We start from the raw sequence: 24956 nt of genomic DNA, 5'->3' as shown, positions 1-24956 counted from the left end.
ACTAGTGCGGAAAGCAACATGACTTCTTCGTGGACCACACGGGGGCTGACCCCTGCCGATCAAATGAGTTTTTGGGCAGATGTGCTGTGTCAGGCCTTCACTCCGCTCGCACCCTGGCGGACACGGGATCATCTCGAGCGCAGCTCTACGCATTCGGGACTACCGGGGTGGGTGCGTTCGGCCCCCGTCGGGGGCGGAAACCTCGCCGAAATCTCCTCGTGCACCCAGAGAATCGACCACGGAAAGCGCGAAGTGGCCCGCTCGGCGGAGGAGATGGTGTTCGTCAATCTGCAGCTGAACGGACACTGTGTCGCAACTCAGGACGGACGACGATGCATCGTGTCCAGAGGCGAGTTCACCGTGGTCGATTCCACCCGACCCTATCGACTCGAGTTCGCGGAGGACGCGCGAGCCCAGCAGTTGTGGCGAGTGCTGTCGTTCCGTTTACCGCGTGCGCTCCTGGCCGATGTCGTGTCTGCCGACGCTGCGACGACGGCGCAGACCTTCGGCGGTACCGTGGGTTCTGCGCGATTGCTCAGCTCGCTCATGGTGCAGACCTGGGGTACGGACTCCCCACTGCAAGCAATGGAGCGGCACATGATCGGTGCGGCACACGTCGACCTGGTTCGGGCGGTGCTCGGCGGTGCGGCCGAGCGGAGAATCGGGGTTGTGCAGCGAACCGACGACACGCTCCGGGTTGCGGCCACTCGCTTCATCGAAGACCGGCTGCCGGTAGGACGCGTACTGGCCGGCGAGGCGGCCGAGCACGTCGGCGTTTCGGTACGAACCCTGCATGCGCTGTTCGAGCGTGCCGGAACCACATTCGGGACCGTCGTCCGCGACCATCGATTGGAAGCGTGTCGGCGTGAGCTGGCCGATGTCGGACGGAGCCGGACGATCGGGACGATCGCGGCCTCGTGGGGCTTTTCGGACTCGGCGCACCTGGCGAAGACATTTCGTGTGCGGTTCGGTTGCAGCCCAGTCGAGTACAGGGAGTCGGTGAAAGCGGGGGAGCTGCGTGCGCTGTGACGACACGGCGCGCCAGGTCGCAGAACTGTACCGATCGATGCGCAGTTCGGTACAAGACCCGGGCCGTCGGGGACGCGAAAGATGAAGGAAGAGGCAGCGTCGCCCATTCCTGCACTACAACTTTCGACGTCGACAGACACCGAGGAGTCCCCATGACATTGAGTTTCGAGCTGAGCCCGGAGCAGCTGGCCGTTCGCATGCAGGCACGGCAGGTGGCAGATGAGATTCTGTCCGGCGTAGCGTCCGCGACCGCGTCGTTGCAGCGTCCCGAAGATCGCTTCTATGCGCTGGAGCCGATCTACAAGCAATTGGCTGGGCTCGGATTCGTCAAGGGTCTCGTACCCGACGAGTTCGGCGGTGCGTACTTCGACAATCTGACGTTCGCGCTCGCCGCCGAGGAACTCGCTCGGGTGGATGTCAACGTGCCGAGTGCCTTGCTTGCTACCGGTTTGGGTCTGAGTCCCATCATCAACTTCGGCACCGACACTCAGAAGCGGCGCTGGCTGCCGATGTTCTGCGATGGCGAACCGCGTTTGGCCGCAATCGCTTACGCCGAGGTGACCGGAGGGGCCAACTACGACTCGGAGGACCCGACAGTCGGTGTCCGGACCTTCGCACGCCTCGAGGGAGACGAGTGGGTGATCAACGGTGCCAAGCACTACACCACCAACGCATCGGGCTGGGACGGTCAGGGCGCTGACCTGATCAGTGTGGTCTGCCGTACCGATCCTGCACTGCCACCGTCACAGTCGCTCGCTGTCATCGTCGTGGAACGAGGAACGCCCGGCGTCGAGATCACCGACATGATCGACACGATAGGTCATCGCGCCACCAATTCGCCTCGGGTGGAATTCCGCGACGTACGCGTTCCCGTGGGCAATCTGATCGGCAAGCCGGGCGATGGGTTGGACATCGTCGCGACCGCGTTCTCGTGGACCTGCTCGTCCATCGCTGCCGCCTGCGTGGGCAGGATTCGGGCTGCGTTCGACTTCTCTCTGCAGTTCGCCAAGACCGATCACCGATCCGGCCCGGTACCCGTCATCGAGTATCAGAACGCCGGATACATGTTGGTGGACATCAAGACTCGGATCGAGGCGGTTCGCTACTTTGCATGGAAGGCCGCCGACCACTTCGACCGTACCGGCGGGCGTGACAGAGAATTGGCCAACGAAGCGAAAATTTTCGCGTCCGAGACCGCTGTGCAGGTGGTGTACGACGCGATGCGTCTCGTCGGCGTCGATGCGTATACGAACCTGACCCCGATTGCCGCCATCATGGAAGACGTTCTGTGCTTCCCGGTGTACGACGGAGGCAACATGGGGGTTCGGCGAAGGAACGTTCACAAGCTGCTCGCATCCGATGGGTTCGACCCTCTCGCCGCAGCCGAGAACCGATTGTCGGTTCCCGAGTTCACGTAGGCCGTCGGAGGGCGTGGTGTCAGGACCCCACCGATCCTGACACCACGATCGGTCGCTCACGCCGATCCGCATATTGGTAACCTGGCGGTGTGATCGACACACGACAGGCTTGGTGGTGGCTGCACTAGCAGCCCAGTCGATCATGTCCCGCGGGCTGTACTCAGCCCGCGCATGTCCTGAATTCGGATCGAAGCGCGGCCGGTACGGCCCTTCGATCGTTCAGGAGGAAATCGATGAAGTCCTATTCGTCCACCATCGTGCGCAGCGACGCGTTGGGTGCGGCCATTGCGGCCGACCCCGGCAGTTTCACAACGTTGACCGGCGAAAGACCAACGGGGCCATTGCATCTCGGTCATCTGCTAGGGACGATCCAAGAACGAGTTCGCCTGCAGGATTTGGGGGTCGACACTCTGGTCGTGTTGGCCGACTACCAGGTGATCACGGATCGCGAGGCAATCGGGCACGTGCGTCATCACGTCTACGAGGCCGCATTGGACAATGTGGCTGCAGGAATCGATCCGAACAAATCGACGATCTTCACGCACTCTGCGGTTCCGGCGCTCAACCAATTGATACTGCCGTTTCTCAGCCTGGTCACCGAGCCGGAGCTTCACCGAAATCCCACAGTCAAGTCCGAGCTCGCCGCCAGCGGCCGCCCTCTGAGCGGGCTGCTGCTGACATACCCGGTACATCAAGCGGCGGACATTTTGTTCTGTAAGGCCAACGTGGTGCCCGTCGGCAAAGATCAACTTCCACATATCGAGATGGCGAGAGTCGTCGCGCGGAGGTTCCGTGACCGCTACGGGGCTGTATTCGAGGAACCGCAGGCGCTGCTGACATCGACTCCCGCGGTGCCGGGACTCGACGGCCGCAAGATGTCGAAGAGTTTCGGTAATGCGATCACGTTGTCGATGACACCGGACGAGACGGTAGCTGTGGTGCGACGAACTCCTACCGATTCGGATCGATACATCTCCTACGATCCGGCTGCACGGCCGGGAGTCTCGGCACTGCTCACCATTGCGGGCCTGTGTACGGGGCGGGACCCCGTGGAGATCGCCGCCGACATAGGTGGGGGAGGAGCGGGATCCTTGAAAAGCTATGTGGCCGAGTCCGTCAACTCGTTGCTCGCGGCGCATCGCCATCGGCGGGCCGAGATTGCTGCCGACCCCGAGTACGTACGGTCGGTGGTGCGTAAGGGAAACGAGCGAGCAAACGAGATCGCGGAGCAGACGCTGAACGAGGTGCGCGCGGCAATGGGTACCGAGTACTGATCATCCCACGCTCGCAAACTGTGATCTCGAAACCTGTCGGTGGGTCGAGATACTCTTCTCTCAGTTCGAACGTGTGTTCCTTTTTCGATTCACTGGGGGGTGAAGAGATGGCGATACCGATTGTGTCGTTGGATGCGTTGACTGCTGCTGCGAGGGAGGAGAACCGGCTTGCGGCCCGCAAGATTGCCGCCTGCTACGACGTCCATCGGAGCTGGATCACTCTCGATTCCAAGCACAAGCACTACAGCCGGTATGGACGCACGGAGATGGCGGTGGCGTTGGGGTGTTCGGCGACGGTCGCCGAGGCGTATGTCTCGGTCGGGGTCGCTCTGCACACCCGCCTGCCCCTGGTGAAGAAGGCATTCGAGTCCGGGGAGATCGACCTCCCGCGAGTGCGGGTCGCGTGCCGAATTCTCGACAACCTCTCCGACGAGATCGTCACAGCCGTCGAAGCCGAGATCGTCGAAGCGGCCCGACGGTCGTCGCCGGGTCCGTTGGAGAAGGAGATCTGGGACATCCTGCTGCGGGTCGCACCGGAGGAAGCAGCAGCATTGCGGGAGTTCGCGAAACGATTCCGTACCGTCACCTACAGCCCGGCCGGTGAATTGGCGCGCATTCGAGCGGAATTGACCGCCCCCGAGGCTGCTGCGGCGTGGCAGCTGCTGGAGGAGATGGCCGACACGCTGTGCCCGAAAGATCCGCGCGGTAAGCAGGAACGTTTGTGTGATGCGTTCATGGCTCGGATGCACGGCGAGCCCCGCCTGGCGTGCCTGTGTCAACGAGAGGACTGCCCGAAGAAGGATGCAGCATTGCCGGATCGGCGGGTGCCGTTGACGATGGTCACGGTTGATATCGCGACGCTGATCGGATTGCTGGCGAACCCGGCGTATCTGGCCGGTCACGGTTCCATCGATCCTGACCTGGCGCGGGAGTTGGCGCGCAACAGTCAGTGGCAGATCCTGCTCACTGAAGCCGTGACCCTCGCAGAGAAGCTCGGGCTGGCGGTGCAGAACCCGGACACCGGGGAATGGGAACGACGCCCGGATGCCGAGAATGCAGGGGCTGCAACGGAACCTGGTGTGGGAACAGGCGCAGACACAGACCTGGGAGCGGATGCAGACACAGACTCAGACCCGGCTACTGATGCTGATGCCGATACCTCGACCCCGCCGAATCCGGCCAGTTCGCCCACCCCTGCGCCAGGGAGTGCCTCGGCACCGGCAGCACCGGCAGCACCGGCAGCACCGGCAGCACAAGGTTATGCCGCCGATAAGAACGAGACCGAGCAGAACGACGAGTCCGCACCCATACCTGTGACCGACGTGTCGACGACTCTTGACCCGGACACCGCCGATCCCGTCCGGCCGCACGCCGCAACACGCGCAGGCGCACCAGAGACCGACCCGCTAGCGGAGCCAACGTCAGCCACCGGCCGTGCGGCAGCTACAGCGTCGCAACCCACGTCAACTTCACCATCACCCGCGCAGCAGCCATCGCCGGCACCGGACATCGCATCGAACTGCTCGGAATCACGCTCTTCCACAAAAACAATCGGCTCGACAACATCCGGCGCGACAACATCGGGTCCGACATCAGCCGAAGGCCCGGCACCAGGAACACGCGGAGCTGCAGCTGCCGCCAGCGACGACCAACCCGGCCTGCAGTCGCTGAGATCCGCTGCATCCCTGTTCTGTACTCACACTCCTGTCGGCAGGGGTACACGGCACAGCTCTGCCCTCGATCTGCCCTCGGGAATCCGGCGCACCAACCCGGCCATCCACACACCAGGCAAGACCCCCTCGGGCATCTACCTCGGCAATGCCTCGCTTGCCGCAGCCCTGGAAGCCGCCATCGCCGCCGACCCCACCTTCGCGAAATCCGTCCGACGCGACCCACTGACCGACCGCGCCCTGATCTACCGACCCGACGCCCTCACCACCGCCGCCGTACGACTCCGCGACCGCCACTGCCGCTTCCCCGGCTGTCACCGACCCGCGACTCGCTGCCAACTCGACCACGTCATCGCCTTCGACCACGCCAACCCCCGCGGCGGCGGCTGGACCACGGTCAACAATCTTCAATGCCTCTGTGAATACCACCACACCGTCAAAACCGCCGGCTACTGGAAAGCAGTTATGCTCCCCGGCGGCGCGATCCTGTGGACCTCTACCTCCAAGACCACCCGAATCACACTGCCCGCCAACGGCACAGCCGTGCCCATCATCGACAACGACTTCAGACCGCACATCCCCACCAAACCCAAACGATCCGGCATCATCGCCTACCCCGACCCACCCGACAATCCGGAACCGGAACTGGAACCGAGCGACAAGAAAGACGACACAGCACCGCCGTTCTAGGAACCCTCGGATTCGAGGCCAGAAAGATCGAGCCCGTTCAGACGAGTAGTAGTTCCGTCGTCTTGTCGATCACGAGCCATCCACCGTGGAAGGTCGAGGTCTCGAAGTGCATTCCCGTCGAGCGACCGAGCTCGGCCAGCGCCGTCTCGTCGAAGGTTCGCACGTGGCCGTGGCAGACAGTGGTCTCGGTTTCGAACGGAACTGCGACCACGACGCGGCAGCGCGCGATTCGGAGTGCCTCGGCCAGGATTCGAGATCCATTCTCGGCATCGACGTGCTCGAGCAGATGCAGCGCCGTCACGGTGTCGACGCTGTTGTCCGCAACGGGAACTGCGGCAGCGTCACACACCACGGTATCGAGTGTGATCGCGAGGTGAGGAGCCACGGTTGCAAGTAATCGCATGGTGCCGGCGGATAAATCTGTCGCAGTTACCGTGTGGCCCTTCATGGCCAGGCGCAGCGGAAAGAAGCCGAAGCACGAACCCATGTCCAGCACCGATCCGGCGATCAGTGTTTCGGCGCGTTCGTGGACAGGCGCGAAATCAGCAGTGCCGAGCAGTAGTTCGTCCAGCGAATTGCGGTAGTAGGTGGACCACGCGTCGATCGGATCTGCGACGGTGGTGCGTACGAGTCCGACCAACACCAACTCGAACTCGCGTTGGGACAGACCGACGTGACGCGCCTGTTCGGTCACGATGGGAACGAGGCGTTCGCCGATCTCGGCCGACGTCAGACCATGGCAGATCTGCACGGTCGATCCCACTCGGACGGCGTCGAAGTCGAGTCCGTTCAAATGCCGAACCACGACATTCTCGTGCGCCCAGAGGCCGTCGGGGCTCGGAGCAAGTGCATCCAACTCGGTCATGTCATCGGTCTTTCGGACTTTGTCGTGGAATCCGACATCGGGGCGAGGCCGGAATAGAGCGGCTTGATACCGGTGGCAAGAAGTTCCGCGAGATGCAAGGTGTCGTCGGTCAGCCACTGCTCGTATGCCGAGATTGCCACACCCAGGACCATCCAGCCGACAGTTCGCGGAAAATGGTCACCGGGTTCGCAATCGCATCGTGCTGCAACGTATTCGGCGATCACCTTCCGCCAACCGTCGTACATCACCATCGAGTAACTCTGTAACGCCGGGTTTCCCAGGATCAAGGCCATTCTCTCCCGGTGAACAGCAGTTTCTTCCGGGGGGAAGGTGTTGAACTGCAACAACGCCGAGCGAAGTCCGTCGGATAGCCCGATGTCGGCGGGCAGATCTGCAAGGTGGGTTCTCAGGGCGTCGAGTTGGGCGTCGAAATCACCCCAGGGAACAGCGTTCTTGGATGGGAAGTAACGGAAGAACGTTCGGCGGGCGATGCCGGCTGCCTGGGCTATGTCGTCGATGCTGGTTTCGTCGAAGCCCCTCGAGGCGAACAGTTCGATGCCGAGATCGCTCAGTTCGCCGCGCGTAGTGGAGGGGCGTCGACCTACCCGGCTGGACGGTTTCTCGATTTTGGACATATTTCCCTGCCGTTCCATTTCTTTCTGCACCCAGTGCCATTATGGTGGTGATCCAAGCCACTGTCGAACCCGATCGTGGTCAGAACAACATTGGAGGTACCAGATGTCGAAGAACAACGAGAGCGCCGTGGTCGGTACGTCGGTCGTAGAGTCCGACCTGGTCGAGGAGTCGTTGGTCGAAGAAGTGTCGATCGACGGCATGTGCGGCGTGTACTGATCATGACCACTGCAGTGCGGGACGCGCCCGCGCTCGATCTGGACGCTCGTTGGTCATTGCATCCGCAAGTTGCGTTGCGCCCGGAGTCGTTCGGGGCGTTGCTGTATCACTTCGGCACCCGCAAGCTGTCGTTCCTGAAGAACCGCACGATCGTGGCGATCATCGAGTCGTTTCCCGACCACCCGAGTATGCGGTCGGCAATCGCCGCCGCCGGCGTCGCCGAATCGGCATCGGCTGCCTACGTCGAAGCTTTTGCGACGCTCGCCGATTCGAAGATGATCGTCGCCGTCTGAGCCGCGGTTCGGTCCTGGTTCGGATCGAGCGTTCCCTGGTCCGTCGCAGCCTCGATGGATCTTTCCCCTGATTGTACGAATGAGGTTCCTTCATGACTTCAACCCTCGAAAGACCAGCTCCGGTTGGCAGATTGGTCGATCAGTTCGAGCTCGGACTCGACGCCCCGATCTGTCTGACGTGGGAGTTGACCTACGCCTGCAATCTGTCGTGCGTGCACTGTCTGTCGTCGTCGGGTCGCCGTGATCCGCGTGAGCTCTCCACCGAGCAGTGCAAGTCGATCATCGACGAGCTGCAGAAGATGCAGGTGTTCTACGTCAACATCGGCGGCGGTGAGCCGACGGTCCGCAGTGATTTCTGGGAGCTGGTCGATTACGCGACGGCGCATCAGGTGGGGGTGAAGTTCTCCACCAACGGGGTCAAGATCGACAAAAAAGTTGCTGCTCGGTTGGCGGCGTCGGACTATGTCGATGTGCAGATCTCCATCGACGGCGCGACCGCGGAGGTCAACGACGCGGTCCGCGGTCCGGGGTCGTTCGACATGGCGTGCCGCGCTCTGGAGAACCTGAAGGAGGCGGGCTTCCGGGACGCGAAGATCTCGGTCGTCGTCACTCGGCACAATGTGAGTCAGCTCGACGATTTCAAGGCATTGGCCGACAAATATGCTGCGACACTGCGTATCACCCGGTTGCGGCCGTCGGGTCGCGGTGCGGATGTGTGGGACGATCTGCATCCGACGGCGGGGCAGCAGCGCGAGCTGTACAACTGGCTCGTCGCGAACGGTGAGGGTGTATTGACCGGCGATTCGTTCTTCCACCTCTCGGCGTTCGGGGACGCGCTGCCCGGGCTGAATCTGTGTGGTGCCGGGCGGGTGGTGTGTCTGATCGACCCGATCGGTGATGTGTATGCGTGCCCGTTCGCGATCCACGAGAACTTTCTTGCCGGCAACATCGTCCGCGACGCGCGTCCAGCGACAGCGACATCTCCCGGTATGGGCGGGTTTCAATCGGTGTGGCAGACCTCGGAGCTGTTCCAGGAGTTGCGGTCTCCGCAGACTTCGGGTGCGTGCACCAAGTGTGCCCATTTCGACGCATGCCGCGGCGGGTGCATGGCGGCGAAGTTCTTCACCGGTTTGCCGATGGACGGCCCGGATCCCGAGTGCGTGATCGGTAACGGTGAGATGGCGTTGGCGGCCGCGGGGGAGATCCCCAAGTCCAGTGTCGATCATTCGCGTACCGGGCAGCGCAAGACCCCTCGTAAGTCGGTGCCGTTGACGTTGATGATGCGTCCGCCGACCAAGATTTGCGACGAGAACCCGCTCGCAGGAATGGAACAGGAACACTGATGGCGAAGAGTGTGTGGTTCGAGACCGTTGCCGAAGCGCAGCGGCGTGCGAAGAAACGTCTACCGAAGTCCGTGTACGCCGCGCTGGTGGCTGGGTCCGAACGCGGAATCACGGTCGAGGACAACATGTCGGCGTTCGGCGAGCTCGGATTCGCCCCGCATGTGGCGGGGTTGTCGGACAAGCGTGATCTGTCGACGACGGTGATGGGGCAGCCGCTGTCGTTTCCGGTGATGATTTCCCCGACGGGTGTGCAGGCGGTGCACCCGGACGGTGAGGTTGCGGTGGCGAGAGCTGCTGCGGCGCGGGGTATTCCGATCGGGTTGTCGTCGTTCGCGAGCAAGTCCGTGGAGGAGGTCGCGGCAGCGAATCCGCAGACGTTCTTCCAGATGTACTGGGTGGGTTCGCGTGAGGTACTGCTGCAGCGGATGGAGCGGGCCCGCGCAGCCGGGGCGGTCGGGTTGATCATGACCCTGGATTGGTCGTTCTCCAACGGCCGCGACTGGGGTAGCCCGTCGATCCCGGAGAAGATGAACCTCAAGGCGATGGCGCAGTTCGCTCCCGAGGGCATCACTCGTCCGAAGTGGTTGTGGGAGTTCGCCAAGACAGGAAAAATCCCGGATCTGACTACCCCGAACCTGACCCCGGCGACCGGTGGGCCGGCTCCGACGTTCTTCGGAGCGTACGGCGAGTGGATGGGGACTCCGTTGCCGACGTGGGAGGACGTGGCGTGGCTGCGCGAGCAATGGGGTGGGCCGTTCATGCTCAAGGGAGTGATGCGCGTCGACGACGCCAAACGCGCGGTCGACGCCGGGTGTACTGCGATTTCGGTGTCCAATCATGGTGGCAACAATCTCGACGGCACTCCGGCACCGATCCGGGCGCTACCGGCGATTGCCGAGGCCGTCGGTGATCAGATCGAGATCACCCTCGACGGCGGAATCCGACGGGGCAGTGATGTGGTGAAGGCGTTGGCGCTGGGTGCGCGGGCGGTGCTCGTCGGGCGGGCATATCTGTGGGGTCTGTCGGCGAACGGTCAGGCCGGTGTGGAGAACGTGCTCGACATCCTGCGCGGTGGAGTCGACTCCGCTGTCCTCGGGCTCGGGCACACCTCGGTCCACGATCTGTCGCCGTCGGATGTGGTGATGCCGGCAGGCTTCGACCGTCGGCTGGGTGTGTGACCGACTGGTTCGACACTGTTGCCGAGGCACAACGCCGCGCGAAGAAGCGACTGCCGGCGTCGGTGTATTCGGCACTCCTCGCAGGTTCGGAGCGGGGAATCACAGCAGGCGACAACACGGCAGCATTTGCTGAGCTCGGGTTCGCCCCGCACGTGGCGGGGCTGTCGGACACGCGGGAGTTGTCGACGACGCTGATGGGGCAGCCGCTGGCGTTTCCGGTGATGATCTCCCCGACGGGTGTGCAGGCAGTGCACCCCGGCGGTGAGGTCGCGGTAGCGAGAGCAGCCGCGGCGCGGGGGATTCCGATGGCGCTGTCGTTGTTCGCGAGCAAACCCATCGAGGAGGTGATCGCGGCGAATCCGCGGACGTTTTTCCAGCTGCATTGGGTGGGGTCGCGGGAGTTGCTGCTGCACATGCTTCATCGCGCGCGGAACGCCGGGGCGGCCGGGCTGATTCTGACGATGGACTGGTCGTTCTCCGAGGGCCGGGATTGGGGGAGTCCGGTGATACCGGAACGCCTCGACGCGCGGGCGATGCTCCGGCTGGCACCGGAAGTAGTGGCCCGTCCGCGGTGGCTCGCGCGGTGGGCGCGGTCGGGGACGTTTCCGGATCTGACGGCACCCAATCTCGCCGAGCCCGGGAAATCAGCGCCGACGTTCTTCGCCGCGTACCGCGACTGGATGTCGACTCCGTTGCCGACGTGGGAGGACATCGCATGGCTACGCGCGCAGTGGGACGGTCCGTTCACGCTCAAAGGGATTTCGCGGGTCGACGACGCGGTGAGGGCCGTAGATGCCGGTGTCACCGCGATCTCGGTGTCCAATCACGGGGGCAACAATCTCGACGGTGCTCCGGCGTCGATTCGGGTGTTACCGGCGATCGCCGACGCTGTGGGCGATCAGGTCGAGATCACCCTCGACGGTGGAATCAGGCGCGGTAGTGATGTGGCGAAGGCACTCGCTCTCGGCGCGCGGGCGGTGCTGATCGGGCGAGCGTATCTGTGGGGATTGGCGGCGAACGGTCGAGCAGGCGTGGAAAACGTGCTCGACATCCTGCGCGGCGGCCTGGACTCCGCGGTGCTCGGACTGGGTCATGCTTCGGTACACGACCTCGGACCCTCCGACGTCGTCGTGCCACCCGACTTCGGCCGGTCCCATCGGCTCCCCGATCCGGAATACCCGACGCCGATCAGAGTCCGGGATACAGAACCGAGGAGCTGATTCATCGCTGCGCCCGGCGTGTTCGACGCGCACCGACAATCACCACTCGGACAGCTGGGTATGACCGTCCTGCAGTGCACGTGCGAACAGGGCTGCCTTCGTCGGCGCGCTGCGACCGACCGCCGAGTATTTCTGCCGGATCCGAGTGATGTGGGTATTGATCGTGCCGACCGAGATGTAGACGGACCTCGCTGCGACGGTCTTGGAGTCGGACGCGAACCAGGCAAGCATGACCTCGATCTCGCGGGCGCTCAGCGCAGGTTTGCGGAGACGAGAATCGTGCCGCGCCGAGAGTGCAGCGGGCGCTTGCCGTATCGGCGTCAGGAACGAGTGATGTGCCGCCGATGTCAGCATCTGTTCGAGCATGGATATCCCCCCTGGACTTCGACCGATCCGAACGACCCCCATCGTCGAAGATGACGCGCGTCGGATCCAGCCGTGCGCGCAAGTCCATACAGGGTCAATACGAACGATCGCGCGTCCGTCATAGCCGTCATTCAAACGACGTAACTTGCTGTTTATGCTGCTCAGCGGTTCGATTGCGCGCATCCGTGCCTACTTCGACGGCTCTATAGTGTGCGCTCATGACCACTGACCGCCCGGATCCTTCCGCGATTTCGGACCGCACCGAATTCGCGGCGGCACTGCGTTCGGTCAGGATCGAAGCGGGCGCAACGGTCCGTGACATCGTCGAGCGTTCCGGGGGACTGCACGGGACCATCAGCGGCTGGTTCTCCGGTCACCACGTTCCGACCAAAGCCAGCGCCGAGATGTTCTCCGCTGTCCTCTCCGCGTGCGGAGTCGACGAGGAATCGGAGCGCGCGTTGTGGTGGGACGCAGTGTCGAGGGTGCGGTCCATCCCGGGCAGGCGCACTGCCGATCCTGTGAAGGGCGACCCTCCGTACAAGGGTCTGGAAACGTTCGAGGCCGCCGACGCGGAGTGGTTCTTCGGGCGAGACGATGTGATCGAGCGACTCGGCGCACGCGTCCGGGATGCCCTCGACTCCGGCGGGGGCATCGTCTTCGTCGTCGGCGCTTCCGGCTCGGGTAAATCATCGCTCCTGCGCGCTGGATTGGCATCGAAGTTTCCCGGAGCGGAGGTCCATTCCGGCGTCGGACAGATCCGCGCGTTCCCCGAGCGACTGGGATCATTCGCGCCGGGATCCGTTCTGGTCCTGGATCAGGCCGAGGAGTTGTGGACTCTGTCGACGGCGACCGAGCGGGAGAGCTTCCTTCGCGTGGCGTCGGAGCTGCCGAACTCGGGGTCGGTTCTCGTAATCGGCCTGCGAGCGGACTTCTATCAGCACGCCGTATCGGAGGAGTCACTGCTTGCCGGGCTGTCGGACAACCCCGTGGTCGTCGGGCGCCTGACCGAAGCGCAGCTGCGGGACGTCATCGTCTCGCCTGCCGCCAAGGCAGGCGTCACCGTCGACGATGCTCTGGTGCAGGTGTTGGTCGGGGAATTGAGCCCGCGCGGTTCGCAGTTCGCTCATGACTCCGGTGCTTTACCGTTACTTTCGCATGCGCTGCTGTCGACGTGGCAGGTGTCGAAAGGCAAGACTTTGACGGTTGCGGACTACCTCGCAACCGGTGGCATCCGAGGTGCCGTGGGGCAGAGCGCCGAGGAGGTGTTCTCGGACCTGACCGTCGAGCAACAGCGCGAAGCGCGGCGCATCTTCATGCGTCTGGTCAATCTCGACGACGACGTGGTGACTCGTCGTCGCGTCGATCGTGTCGGGTTGTTCTACGGCGACGAGAACGTGGACGCGGTCACCGACGTCGATACCGTGGTCGAGCTGTTCGCCGCCCGTAGATTGTTGACCGTCGAGGAAGAGACGGTCCAGGTGACGCACGAGGCGTTGCTGACGGCGTGGCCGCGGCTGGGTGAATGGCTCGACGACGATCGACAGTGGCTCGTCGAACACCGTCGGCTCACACACGCGGTAGAACTGTGGCAGAACAACGACCGAGACGAGGGTTCACTGCTGTCTGCGTCGAGGCTGGCACTCGTGCAGGAATCTGTCGGTTCGGTACGCCGACGTGATCTCAATTCCATCGAGAAGCTCTACCTCGACTCGAGCATCGACCGGGTGGAACAGCAGAATCGACACGAGCGCCGTCGGCGTCGCATTCTCGAAACGCTCGTCGGAGCCCTTGCAGTTCTGACGGTGCTGGCCGTAACACTGGCAGTGACTGCATTCGCCGCCCGATCGGACGCGAACAACAGACGGGTCGATGCCGAACAAGCGGAAGCAACGGCGGTCTCACGTCAGATTGCAGGCCTGGCACAACAATTGCGAACGCACGACCCCGGTCTGGCGGCGTACTTCGCTGTGGCTTCCTACGAAGTGGACCGAACGTCGGAGGCGCGATCGGCGTTGCTCGATTCATCGGCGATCCACACACCGGTGCGGTTGCTCGGTGTCGAGGGCGATGCCGCGACCGCAGTCGATCCTGACGGAAGCATTGTCGCAACCGGAGGATCCGACGAACATGTGCGACTGTGGTCGCTTGCCGACGGTCACGCGCGGCTGGGCGAGATCGTCTCGCTTGACTCGCGGGTGGTGACATTCGATCCGCGTGGCGGCGTTCTTGCCGTAGGTGGGTTCTTCGGGGTGGAACTCTGGGATGTCTCGGACCCGACGGCACCGACGATGATCTCGGAGACCGGTGTCACCGGTGTGCGGAACCTGTCGTTCTCGCCCGACGGCCGATTGCTTCTCGTCGGCACCGAAAAGGACAGCGCACCGCTGCTCGACGTCGTCGACCCCGTCCGGCCACGCGCCGTCGGCGCAGTCGTTCAACCCGGTTCGCCGTCGGCGACGGAATTCAGTCCCGACGGCAGATTTCTGGTGACGGCCGGTGCTGGACGCGCCATGAGGGTCTGGGATGCCAAGCAGCTCAGTGCTTCTCCCACGAGTATTCCGCTGCTCGACGTTCCCTCCGACGGGTCGACCTACACCGAGCAACAGTTGGCGTTCTCTCCCGACAGCACCACGCTGATCGCAGGTACCACCGGGCGTGACGTGCCGAGGTGGTCTGTCGACGGCAGTGGACGGCTCACCCCACTGCCGTCGTTGACGGGTTTCACCAGCTATGTCAACGACGTGGCGTTCAGCGCGGACGGGACCCTGATCGCTGCGGCGAGTTCGGACAATTCCGCAAAGATATGGGACGCCGCGTCGGGCACACTACTGCTGACCCTTCCCGGACCGACGTCGGTGGCATCGCTCGCCTTCACACCGGATCGATCGACGATCGTGACAACGGGTGCCGACGGGACCACCCGGATTTGGCCGCTGCCCGGGCCGGCACTGGCCGATGCCGGCGATACCGTCTATCAGAATCCCATCGACGCATCGGGCACGCGGTTGCTCGTCGGTGGCGGTAGGCGTGCTTCTGCAACGACCCTCTGGGATGTCTCGGACGTGGAGCATCCGGTGGCGTCGGCTCCGTTGGATCTCGGCGACGGGGTTCTCCGGACCGGTGCCGTGGCGCTCACCGCCGACGGCACCCGTGCTGCGGTGGGGACGACGACCGGGGGATTCCACCTTTGGGACACAACCGATCTCGACAACCCAGTGGCCCTCGGTGTCGTACCGAACGCAGCAAGTACCTTGACCGCGGTGTTGGCATTCGATCGTTCGGGAACGACACTCGTCGTCTCCGGGCAGAACTCGAACGACGTGTCTTTGTGGTCGCTCGCGGACCCGGCCGCTCCGCGTGTGTTGTCGACCCTGGCGGCGGGAAACTACCCCGCGGGTATGGTCGTGTCTCCCGACGGTTCGGTACTCGCCATAGCGACTGTCGGAGGTGTGGTCGAATTGTGGGATATCGGCGACCCCACCGATCCGCGCCGGACGACCACCCTCGCCGGGTTCGGAAGTGATGTCCAGGCAGTAGCCATCTCACCGGATGGGCGCACTCTCGCTGCAGGCAGCGCAGATCGCTCGATTCGACTGTGGGACATGAAAAATCCCGATGCTCCGCAGCACCTGGCTCGCATCGTCGGGCCGTCCAGCCCGATCTACTCGCTCTCGTTCGACCGGTCCGGTACCGGGCTCGCGGCGGGAGACGGGGGTTCGACCCTCTGGCTGTGGAATGTAGAGGACCGCACCGCACCGGAGCAGTACGCCGCCCTCACCGCGTACGGCGAGCGCGTCAACGATGCGGTGTTCGGCGAGGACGGGCGCGTGGTGTTCGGCGGTGGTTCGGCACGCAATGTCCGGATCTGGCGCACCGAGCCGGACGACGTCCGCACCCGACTGTGCGAATCCGGGGGATCGGTGATCACCGAGGCCGAGTGGGCTCAATATCTGCCCGGCGTTTCCTACCGAAAGTTGTGCAGCAACTGACCGACCGGAAATGGTGTACTGAGGTAATGACCGGCAAGTTTCCGAGAAGCGCTGCTGCCTCTGCTCTCATCGGGCTCGTGGCGTCCTGCGTCGTGATCTACATCGCGTTGTTCGACCACTCGATGTCCACGACCCTCCAGGTTGTGCTTCTGCTCGTGGGAGTTCTGGTTGTCGGCGCAGCAACCGGATACACCGTGACCACGCTCGGTCGGTCTCGGTGACGCTCAGGGCCTGGTGAATCCTTCGAGCATTCCCGTGTAGAGCTTGGGCGGCGGAGCGGCGAATTCGCCGCGCTTTCCGGTGTGCAATCCCAGGGTGATCAGGGACTGCACGAACAACGTTCCCGCGGCCACTCCGTCGACGACGGGAACACCGATCTCGGCCGAAATATGTTGGCAGAGATCGGCCATGCCCGCGCATCCGAGGACCACGGCATCGCTGCCGTCCATTTCGACTGCGAGGCGGCAGGCCTCGGTCACGATCTTCCGGGCGTCGGGGTCGGTCTCGAGATCCAGAACAGGCATCTCGCACGCATGAATGCCGAGGCAGTGGCGTCCGAAGCCGTAGTGGTTCGCCAGATCTTGTGCCCGGCCGACGGTTCGACCGAGGGTGGTGACCACGCTGAAGCCGCGGCCCAGGAAACTGGCGGCGTGCATCGCGGCCTCGGCGATACCGATGACCGGGCCACGGGCCAATTCTCGGGCCGCATCGATGCCGGGATCGCCGAAACAGGCGATGACGTAGCCATCGACACCGGCTGCTTCGCCGCTCGCGATTTCCGCGAGAATGCCGGGCACACTGAGGGCTTCGTCGACATGGCTTTCGATGGACACCGGTCCCATCGCGGGACTGACCGCATCGACGACCGTGCCCGGGCCGACCACGGCCCGGGCACAGTTGCCGATCGTTGCGGTCATCGAACCGGTGGTGTTCGGATTGATGACCTTGATGAGCACGTACGAAATCCTAAGCCTTGGCGGGAACGTCGAAGTTGGTGACAGCGAGCTTGGTTCTCGTCGCCAAGTAGAAGTACATGACGAAGCCGATGCCGCAGCCGATGAACCAGCTGTACTTCGACGCCGTCGACATACCGGCGATCTCCATGCCGTCGATGGCCCCGTTGAAGAGCACGGTGAACATGGCCACGAGTGCGCCGACGATGGTGGAGTAGACGGCCGCCGGGTTGTAACCCCTGGAGTACCAGTACAACCCGGTGGGTGACATCGAGAACAACTCGTCGACGACGACCTTCTGCTTGCGGACGAGGTAGTAATCGGCGATGAGGATGCCGAACAGAGGTCCGATGAATGCGCCGAGTGTCTCCAGCGTCAGGTGGATGACCTCGGGGTTGTTGTACAGGTTCCACGGGGTGATCAGAACCGAGCCGATGGCGGCGATCATGCCGCCGGCACGCCAGCTGATCTTCTGTGGGCTGACGTTGGAGAAGTCGAACGCCGGGGAGATGAAGTTGGCGACGATGTTGATGCCGATGGTGGCGATGGTGAAGGTGAGGGCCCCCAGGACGATCGCGAATGTGCTGTCGATTCGAGCGACCGTCTCGACAGGGTCGGTGATCAATTCACCGAACACCGGAAGGGTGAGCGACGCAGTGACGACGACGAGGATCGAGAACACCAGGAAGTTCACCGGCAGCCCGAGGAAATTGCCCTTCTTCACTGCGGCGTAGGACTTGCCGTAGCGGGAGAAGTCACCGAAGTTGAGCATCGGACCCGAGAAGTAGGACACCACGAGGGCGATGGCACCGAGCATGACCGGGATGGAACTCAGGCCGGTGTGCTCGACCTTCTGGAGGTTGAGATCGATTGCACCCCAGCCGGCTTTCCAGATCAGGTAACCGCACAACAGGAACATCACGACGTACACCGCCGGGCCGCAGAAGTCGATGAACTTACGGATGGACTCCATGCCGCGCCAGAACACAGCAGCCTGGACGACCCAGAGGAACAGAAAGCTCGCCCAGCCGAGCAGCGAGAGTCCGGCGAAACCGTAGTCGGCGGTGATGGCGTACGGAGCCAACGACGGGAACAACTTGATGAGCACGATGTCGAGTGCGGCGGAAGCCAGGAACGTCTGAATGCCGTACCAGGCCACGGCGATCAAACCGCGAATGATCGCCGGAATATTGGCACCGAGAACACCGAAGACACTGCGGCAGATGACCGGATACGGCACTCCCGACACCTGGCTGGGCTTGGCCACGAGGTTGCAGAAGAAATACACGATGGCGATACCGACGAGGAGTGCGATCAGCACCTGCCAGCTGGCCAATCCGAGCGCGAACAGGCTGCCCGCGGTGACGTAACCGCCCACCGAATGCACGTCCGACATCCAGAAGGCGAACAGGTTGTACGAGGTCCACGTCTGCTTCTTCAGAGGGGCCAGATCTTCGTTGGTGAGCCGCGGGTCGTAACTGTCCTTGATCAGTCCGCCGCCGACGGGGTGGCCCGCGGCTTCCACGAGATCTCCCGTGTGGGCGGGACCGTGCGCTGTATCTGTCATCGATGCTCCTGACGGCATGGCCTATGAGACGAACGGAAGAGATGAATGAAGAAAAGCTAGCGGCGAAGTGTTGCGGCCTCGTGACGTCAGCGATATATCTTTTGTCGACGTTTCAATACGTCTGGTCGGGTGATGGATCGGCAAACAACCCGTGCTCGTTCGACAATGTCGAAATGACCGAATTGAGCCGTGTGTGATGATGCTGCGCTGCACGCAGCAGACCACTGGAATCGCCGGCAAGAAAGGCCGTGAGCATTTCTGCGTGATCGATGTGCAAGGACGCCCTGTCGGATCCGGCCACATGCACCATCGGTTGGATGGGTTCGGTTATGTTCCAGGCAGATTCGAGCATGTGAAGCAGTCGGTGCATGCGCGACGGGCGGGTGAGAGACAGGTGGAACTCACGCGAGAGCCGGTGGTACTCGCGTGAGTCGTCCTGGTCGAGTGATGCCTCGAGCAGGCGATTGACCTCGACGAGATGGGCGCGGTCGTCCTCGGTAGCGAGGTCGACCGCCACCGGAAGTGCGGCGGTCTCCAGAACCTCTCGCACGATGTACATTTCGCGCAGCTCGGCCGCAGTCAATTGCGCGACCGTGTAGCCGAGGTTGGGTCGATGATCCACCAGGCCTTCGCCGATGAGCGTTTTGAGAGATTCGCGCACCGGAATTCTGCTTACCCCGAAGAGTTCCGCTACTTCGTTGAGGGGAATGGGTGTGTTCGGTGGTGCATCGCCGGCGAGAATGACTCGGCGCAACTCTCTGAGAATTGTCGGCTGCGGGCCGCCCGGCGTTGTTATCGACAATTGCGAGAGCAATATCGACCGGCGGCGAGGTGGCACGAACCGAAGATTAACGGCGCTGTGTTTCGACGGCGTGACGACTCTGTTCCATCCGATAGCATCTGCGCCCATGACCACCGACCACCTCGGTACGCAGTATTGGCCGGACCTGGATGGGTCGAGGACCCTCGTGGTGCCGGTGGGCTCGATCGAGCAACACGGACCGCACCTGCCACTCGATACCGACACCCGGATCGCCACGGCCGTGGCGCACACCATCGACGACGCGATAGTGGCCCCCGCGATCGCGTACGGGTCCAGCGGCGAACACGAGGGCTTTCCCGGCACCGTGTCCATAGGTGCCGCAGCGCTCGAGGCGGTGCTGGTGGAATACGGCCGCTCCGCGTGCCGGTGGGCCGAGCGGGTGGTGTTCGTCAACGGACACGGCGGCAACGGCCCCACGTTGCGATCTGCAGTGCTGCTACTGCGCTACGAGGGGCGCGACGTGGTCTGGTTCCCGTGCGCGGTGCCCGGAGCAGATGCTCACGCCGGGCGCACCGAAACGTCCTTGCTGCTGCACCTTTCACCCGAGGTGGTGAACATGAGCAAGGCTGAGCCGGGAAACGTGACCGACATCGCTGCTCTGCTCCCGGCGCTCCGCACCGACGGCGTTGCCGCGGTGGCCGCAAACGGTGTGCTCGGCGATCCCACCGGGGCCGATCCGGAGGAGGGGCGTCGCTTGTTCGAGCTACTTCGTTCCCGCGCCCGCGATGCGGTGCAGAGATGGAGCCCATCCGAACACGGAATGATCGGGTGACCGACCTGGGCGAAACGCCTGTTCAGCCGCCCTCTGCCGCTCCCGGCGAAACGGGGAGCAGGTATGTTCCGTCCGATTTCGCGGGTGGCCGACACACCAGAGGCTTGTCCGCTTACGATCTGCTGATGGGTGAAGGTCGGTTGCCTGATGGCTTCGGGGTGAGAGTCGATCCACGCGTACGCACATTCTCCGAAGGACGCGTCCTGATCGGTGGTTCGCCGACTCGGATGCTGACACTCGCACCGACGGCGGCCGCGATGATCGGCGACGGTTTCATCGAAGTGACCGACTCGAAGTCCGCGCTCGTCGCACGCAAACTCCTCGACTCAGGAGTAGGCAACCCGCGCCCGATGTCGATCCCGTCGCCGTCCGACGTCACCGTCGTCGTTCCGCTCAAGAACAACGAAGCCGGGCTCGAGCGTCTGATCACCGCGCTGCACGGACTCCATGTCATCATCGTCGACGACGGGTCCGACATTCCGGTAGCGGTGCCGCGGATGGCATGCAGTGTGGGCAGTGTGACGGTACTTCGGCACGAGCACTCGCGTGGGCCGGCCGCAGCGCGAAACACTGGATTGCGATGCGCCACAACTGATTTTGTCGCGTTCTTGGATTCCGACGTCGTTCCCCGTAAGGGCTGGCTCGAGGTGATGCTCGGTCACTTCTCGGATCCGGCCGTTGCACTGGTCGCACCCCGTATCGTCGCGCTCGAGCCCGAGGGCAGTGCGCTGGCTCGATACGAGCACGCACGCTCGTCGCTCGATCTGGGTCGACGAGAAGCGGCTGTGCGGGCCGGAAGCTCCGTGTCCTATGTGCCCAGCGCCGCGATGTTGCTCCGTCGGTCGGTGGCGATCGACTGCAAGGGGTTCGACGAGTCGATGCACGTGGCCGAAGACGTGGACCTGTGCTGGCGGTTGCAGGAGGCAGGGTGGAGGTTGCGCTACGAGCCCGTGGCCCACGTTGCGCACGAGCACCGGGTGACCTTCGTCGAATGGTTCGCTCGCAAATTGTTCTACGGAACCGGTGCCACACCGTTGTCCGCGCGCCATCCGGGGATGGTGCCGCCGATCGCGATGTCTCCGTGGACGCTCCTTGCCTGCCTGCTCGCTGCGAGTCTGACGCGGATCGGCCTGCTCGGTGCAGCCGCGACACTCGGTGTGACGATCGTCCGACTCCGCAAGATGTTCGTCGGTCTGGATCAGCCCACTCGGATCGCGGCAATTCTCGCCGCGGAGGGTTTCGTGGCGGGACTGTGGCAACTGGCATCGGCCCTGTGTCGACACTATTGGCCGATCACGCTTCTAGCGGTACTGCTGTCCAGTCGAATTCGTAAGATCGCGCTCGGATTGGCGGTGGCGGAAGCATTCTCGGATTGGAGTAAGCACCGCGAACTCGGCGGTCTCGATCCGGTGCGCTACGCATTGTTCAAACGTGCCGACGATATTGCCTACGGCGCAGGGTTGTGGAAAGGCGCTCTGTCCGCACGCAGTATCGACGCGCTCAAACCACGTCTGGACGGCTGACGCGGTGCGAGTCCGGCCCGTTCCGTCGACGATGTGAACCGAACCGACCATGCGGACGTCATCGTCGTCGGCGGTGGCTCCTGCGGCTGTGTGGTCGCTTCCCGGTTGAGTGAGGATCCTTCTCGATCGGTGCTGTTGCTCGAAGCCGGACCCACGTTCTCCGACGTTGCAGAAGTACCGGCAGCCCTGACCGACGCGTCGATGCTTCCCATCGGCCCCGGCAGCGAATGGGTCGGAACGTACTCGGCCGAACTCACTCCCGGGATCGGCCGAATGCTCGCCCGAGGCCGCGTCCTGGGAGGCTCCGGCGCGGTGAACGGTGGCTATTTCGTGCGTGCCACGCCCTCGGACTTCGACGACTGGCCGCAGTCGCTGTGGTCTTTCGAGCAGGTGCTGCCGTTCTACATCGGCTCCGAAACAGATCTCGACACGGGCGTGCAGAGGCAGTGGCACGGATCCAGCGGACCCATGCCCGTTACGCGAACCCCGGCACACACGCGGCACCCGATCACGGCGGCCTTCGTCGATTCTGCAGTGAGTGCGGGATTCCCGATGCAACCGGACCTGAACGCTCCCGATGCGGGCATCGGGGGAGTAGGTGCGGTGCCGTTGAACATTCGCAGTGGAGTGCGTGTAAGTGCTGCTCTTGCTTACCTATTGCCGATCCTGGATCGAGAGAACTTACGCGTGCAGGGGAATTCGGCGGTGACATCGTTGATGTTCCGCGGTAGCACAGTGATCGGTGTCGAGATCATCGTCGACGGCGTGCGCAGTATCGTCGAGTCCGACAACGTGATCGTGTCGGCCGGAGCCGTACACACACCGGCGCTGCTGCTTCGATCCGGAATCGGGCCCGCCGACGATCTTGTCGCGCTGGGCATCTCGGTCGTGGTCGACAGTCCGGGCGTGGGTCGAGGTTTCAGTGACCATCCCGAAGTGGGTGTTCCCGTCGTGGCGAGGAACGAATATTCGACGACATCGCCTGCGCTGGAGGCGGTTCTGCATACAGACGCGGTGGAGATCAGGCCGTACACCCGTAGTTTCGATCGACTGATCTCCGGGCTCGAGCCCGGGCCGCAGCTGGTGGGGGTCGGCCTCATGCGATCGACGAGCCGCGGGCGCATCGCGCTGCGCAGTACGGACCCGTTCGAGGCACCGGACGTGCGATACCACTACCTCGAATCGGACGTCGACCGGCGCGCAATGAGGGAGGGCGTCGAACTCGCGCGCGATCTGCTGGGGTCGCCGATCATGTCGAGCCTGGTGGCCGTTCCGGCGATCGAGGATCCGTTCGCGGTGCTGGGGTCATCACTGCACTTGTCCGGTAGCGCCAGGATGGGGCCGGACTCCGACCCGAGCTCGGTACTCGACGATCGCTGCCGTGTGCGCGGCGTCGATGGACTCTTCGTGGTCGATACCTCGGCATTCCCCGTGGTGCCCAGTCGTGGCCCTCACGCGACGGCCATCATGTTCGCCGAGCGTGCCGCGGCGTTGCTTACCGACCACGATGGGGGTGGGGGAGCGTAGCGTTCGTGGTCTGGGGACCGTTCAGGTTCCCCAATAGATGGGTTACTGCCATGTCGGACAAATCACCCCGCAACACGATGACCAAGAAAACCGGCAAATCTCTCAAGGACAAGCGCGCAGACAAGCGGGCGAAGTCCAGTGGTGACACCAGCAACGACATCATCACCTCGGCCGTCAAGAAGAAATAGTCACTCGCGGTCGACGTGACCGGGCGCACCGCTTGCGTCGACCACGGCTGTATCCTTACTTGTGAGCTGGGTTACAGCAATGTGGACAGGTCTCGGAGGAAGTGTCGAATGGCAAGCCGATCGGACAGTCGCGGCAACCCTTGGGTCGCCGTGCGCCCGGGTGAGGACGTCGCCGTTCTGGCGCGCCAAATGTCGAGTGCCCATCAATCTTTCGTCGACGACATTCGTACGCAGGGATCGACGGTGCGGTCCGTCGTATTCGATTCGTGGATGCGCAGCCGCACCAAGGGAGTCGACCCCGACGGTGGCAACGAAACCCCGATTCTGACCGGCCCCGATCTCGAGCGGTACCGCAACGAGCATCCGATGGCACTCATCCGCCCGGTTATCCGCAAACTTCTGGTCGAGGATGCCGCAGACACCGGTCTGCTCGTCGCGATCTCCGACGCGGATGGTCGCTTGCTGTGGGTCGAGGGTGATTCTTCGGCCAAGGATCGAGCGCTGAGGATGGACTTCGCCGAGGGAGTGGACTGGAGCGAGGAGAGCAAGGGGACCAACGCGCCGGGAACGGCACTCGCTGTCGATCACAGTGTGCAGATCTTCGCGTCCGAGCACTTCTCGCGATCGGTCCACGAATGGAGTTGCTCGGCGGCCCCGGTGCACCATCCCACCAGCGGTCATATTCTGGGTGCTATCGACATCACCGGCGGCCCACGGGTAGCGGTGCCCGAGGTGCTCTCCTTGGTGCGTGCCACCGTCGCCGCAGCTGAATCCGAGTTGCGCCTGCATCTGATGAACTCACCGAAGTCCCTGGGCGACACTGCTCCTCGTCTCGAAGTTCTCGGATCCGGCCGGCCGGGAGTGGTGCGCGGATCGGGCCGCATTCCGCTCTCCCAGCGGCACGCAGAAATTCTGTTGCTGCTGGGGGAGCATCCGGAGGGCCTGAGCTCGGACCATCTGGCGGTGCTGCTCGACGAACAGGAGCTCGACTCCGTCACCATCCGCGCCGAAATGTCGAGGTTGCGCAAGACCTTCGGCACCGCGGGCCTGGCATCGCGGCCCTACCGGCTGGTCGGCGAATTGGCCTCCGACGTGAGCGACATCCGGCGTGCCTTGGACCGCGGCGATGTCGACGCTGCGCTGAGGATCTACTCCGGCCCGGTGCTGCCGGGATCCTCCGCGCCCGGCATCGAGAGCATTCGGGAAGAATTACGGTCTCGGATGCAGGCCGCGCTCCTGCGTCTCGGAGACCCTGTGCTGCTGGCGCAGTGGACCTCGTCCATTCACGGGCGCACCGACGTCATCGCGTGGGAGGCCTACCGAGCCACCCTGAGCAGGGATTCCGCGCTCTACGCTCAAGTCGGTGCACGTATCGATCTCCTCGATCGCGAACTCGGAATCTGACGGGGTTCTCGG

At 63.5% G+C, this 24956-nt stretch carries 22 protein-coding genes; 16 read left to right on the top strand and 6 right to left on the bottom strand.

Annotated elements, in window-relative coordinates; all coding sequences use genetic code 11:
- The first annotated feature begins 18 nt into the window (after positions 1–18).
- The 4 genes from ACFI9K_RS02845 (at position 19) to ACFI9K_RS02830 (ending at position 6081) form a co-directional block, all read left to right on the top strand.
- The gene (locus ACFI9K_RS02845; protein WP_462662147.1) at positions 19–1029 is read left to right on the top strand and encodes a helix-turn-helix domain-containing protein; all 1011 of its coding nucleotides are present in this window, start codon (positions 19–21) and stop codon (positions 1027–1029) included.
- Between the two features lie 152 nt (positions 1030–1181).
- Entirely contained in the window at positions 1182–2447 is a 1266-nt protein-coding gene (locus ACFI9K_RS02840; RefSeq protein WP_462662146.1) for an acyl-CoA dehydrogenase family protein, read from the top strand.
- A 233-nt stretch (positions 2448–2680) separates the two neighbouring features.
- Entirely contained in the window at positions 2681–3721 is a 1041-nt protein-coding gene (trpS, locus tag ACFI9K_RS02835; protein WP_462662145.1) for a tryptophan--tRNA ligase, read from the top strand.
- Between the two features lie 107 nt (positions 3722–3828).
- On the top strand, positions 3829–6081 hold the full coding sequence (locus ACFI9K_RS02830; protein WP_462662144.1) for an HNH endonuclease: 2253 nt from the start codon (positions 3829–3831) through the stop codon (positions 6079–6081).
- 37 nt (positions 6082–6118) lie between these two features.
- On the opposite strand, the gene mftM is transcribed toward ACFI9K_RS02830, so the two are convergent.
- Both mftM and mftR read right to left on the bottom strand, forming a co-directional pair.
- Entirely contained in the window at positions 6119–6946 is an 828-nt protein-coding gene (mftM, locus tag ACFI9K_RS02825) for a mycofactocin oligosaccharide methyltransferase MftM (protein ID WP_462662143.1), read from the bottom strand.
- Complete coding sequence (mftR, locus tag ACFI9K_RS02820) at positions 6943–7581, bottom strand: mycofactocin system transcriptional regulator (RefSeq protein ID WP_462662142.1); 639 nt, start codon at positions 7579–7581, stop codon at positions 6943–6945. Before mftR ends, mftM begins: the two co-directional genes overlap by 4 nt.
- 103 nt (positions 7582–7684) lie before the next feature.
- Here mftR and mftA point away from each other — a divergent pair, with 103 nt between their 5' ends.
- The 5 genes from mftA (at position 7685) to mftD (ACFI9K_RS02795) (ending at position 11832) form a co-directional block, all read left to right on the top strand.
- Entirely contained in the window at positions 7685–7798 is a 114-nt protein-coding gene (gene mftA / locus ACFI9K_RS02815) for a mycofactocin precursor MftA (RefSeq protein ID WP_462662141.1), read from the top strand.
- A gap of 2 nt (positions 7799–7800) precedes the next feature.
- Entirely contained in the window at positions 7801–8091 is a 291-nt protein-coding gene (gene mftB, locus ACFI9K_RS02810; protein ID WP_462662140.1) for a mycofactocin biosynthesis chaperone MftB, read from the top strand.
- Between the two features lie 92 nt (positions 8092–8183).
- Positions 8184–9434, top strand: a complete 1251-nt coding sequence (gene mftC, locus ACFI9K_RS02805) for a mycofactocin radical SAM maturase (protein ID WP_462662139.1) — start codon at positions 8184–8186, stop codon at positions 9432–9434.
- Positions 9434–10612, top strand: a complete 1179-nt coding sequence (gene mftD / locus ACFI9K_RS02800) for a pre-mycofactocin synthase MftD (RefSeq protein ID WP_462662138.1) — start codon at positions 9434–9436, stop codon at positions 10610–10612. Before mftC ends, mftD (ACFI9K_RS02800) begins: the two co-directional genes overlap by 1 nt.
- Positions 10609–11832, top strand: a complete 1224-nt coding sequence (gene mftD, locus ACFI9K_RS02795) for a pre-mycofactocin synthase MftD (protein ID WP_462662137.1) — start codon at positions 10609–10611, stop codon at positions 11830–11832. The genes mftD (ACFI9K_RS02800) and mftD (ACFI9K_RS02795) overlap by 4 nt, the downstream gene beginning before the upstream one ends.
- Before the next feature lie 39 nt (positions 11833–11871).
- On the opposite strand, the gene ACFI9K_RS02790 is transcribed toward mftD (ACFI9K_RS02795), so the two are convergent.
- On the bottom strand, positions 11872–12198 hold the full coding sequence (locus tag ACFI9K_RS02790; RefSeq protein WP_462662136.1) for a LuxR C-terminal-related transcriptional regulator: 327 nt from the start codon (positions 12196–12198) through the stop codon (positions 11872–11874).
- A gap of 218 nt (positions 12199–12416) precedes the next feature.
- On the opposite strand from ACFI9K_RS02790, the gene ACFI9K_RS02785 reads away from it, so the two are divergent.
- Both ACFI9K_RS02785 and ACFI9K_RS02780 read left to right on the top strand, forming a co-directional pair.
- Complete coding sequence (locus ACFI9K_RS02785) at positions 12417–16187, top strand: nSTAND1 domain-containing NTPase (protein ID WP_462662135.1); 3771 nt, start codon at positions 12417–12419, stop codon at positions 16185–16187.
- A 26-nt stretch (positions 16188–16213) separates the two neighbouring features.
- Positions 16214–16408: a hypothetical protein gene (locus ACFI9K_RS02780; RefSeq protein ID WP_462662134.1), complete on the top strand. Its 195-nt coding sequence runs from the start codon at positions 16214–16216 to the stop codon at positions 16406–16408.
- A gap of 3 nt (positions 16409–16411) precedes the next feature.
- On the opposite strand, the gene ACFI9K_RS02775 is transcribed toward ACFI9K_RS02780, so the two are convergent.
- The 3 genes from ACFI9K_RS02775 to ACFI9K_RS02765 form a co-directional block, all read right to left on the bottom strand.
- Positions 16412–17143 (bottom strand): aspartate/glutamate racemase family protein, encoded by a 732-nt coding sequence (locus ACFI9K_RS02775; RefSeq protein WP_462662133.1) that lies wholly within the window; start codon positions 17141–17143, stop codon positions 16412–16414.
- Between the two features lie 10 nt (positions 17144–17153).
- Positions 17154–18707, bottom strand: a complete 1554-nt coding sequence (locus ACFI9K_RS02770; protein WP_462662132.1) for an NCS1 family nucleobase:cation symporter-1 — start codon at positions 18705–18707, stop codon at positions 17154–17156.
- 112 nt (positions 18708–18819) lie between these two features.
- Positions 18820–19545, bottom strand: coding sequence for a GntR family transcriptional regulator (locus ACFI9K_RS02765; protein WP_462662131.1), 726 nt, complete (start codon positions 19543–19545; stop codon positions 18820–18822).
- Positions 19546–19615: 70 nt separating this feature from the next.
- On the opposite strand from ACFI9K_RS02765, the gene mftE reads away from it, so the two are divergent.
- The 5 genes from mftE (at position 19616) to ACFI9K_RS02740 (ending at position 24944) form a co-directional block, all read left to right on the top strand.
- On the top strand, positions 19616–20302 hold the full coding sequence (gene mftE, locus ACFI9K_RS02760; protein ID WP_462662130.1) for a mycofactocin biosynthesis peptidyl-dipeptidase MftE: 687 nt from the start codon (positions 19616–19618) through the stop codon (positions 20300–20302).
- Between the two features lie 125 nt (positions 20303–20427).
- Positions 20428–21825 carry a mycofactocin biosynthesis glycosyltransferase MftF gene (mftF, locus tag ACFI9K_RS02755; protein ID WP_462662129.1) on the top strand — a complete coding sequence of 466 codons (1398 nt, stop codon included), beginning with the start codon at positions 20428–20430 and terminating at the stop codon, positions 21823–21825.
- Positions 21826–21858: 33 nt separating this feature from the next.
- Entirely contained in the window at positions 21859–23352 is a 1494-nt protein-coding gene (gene mftG / locus ACFI9K_RS02750; protein ID WP_462662128.1) for a mycofactocin dehydrogenase MftG, read from the top strand.
- 50 nt (positions 23353–23402) lie between these two features.
- Complete coding sequence (locus tag ACFI9K_RS02745; protein ID WP_165712752.1) at positions 23403–23540, top strand: hypothetical protein; 138 nt, start codon at positions 23403–23405, stop codon at positions 23538–23540.
- A 108-nt stretch (positions 23541–23648) separates the two neighbouring features.
- On the top strand, positions 23649–24944 hold the full coding sequence (locus tag ACFI9K_RS02740; RefSeq protein WP_462662127.1) for a sigma-54-dependent transcriptional regulator family protein: 1296 nt from the start codon (positions 23649–23651) through the stop codon (positions 24942–24944).
- The last annotated feature ends 12 nt before the right edge of the window (positions 24945–24956 follow it).

Source organism: Rhodococcus sp. PSi06 (assembly GCF_054960675.1).
This window is presented reverse-complemented; position numbering and strand designations above follow the sequence as displayed.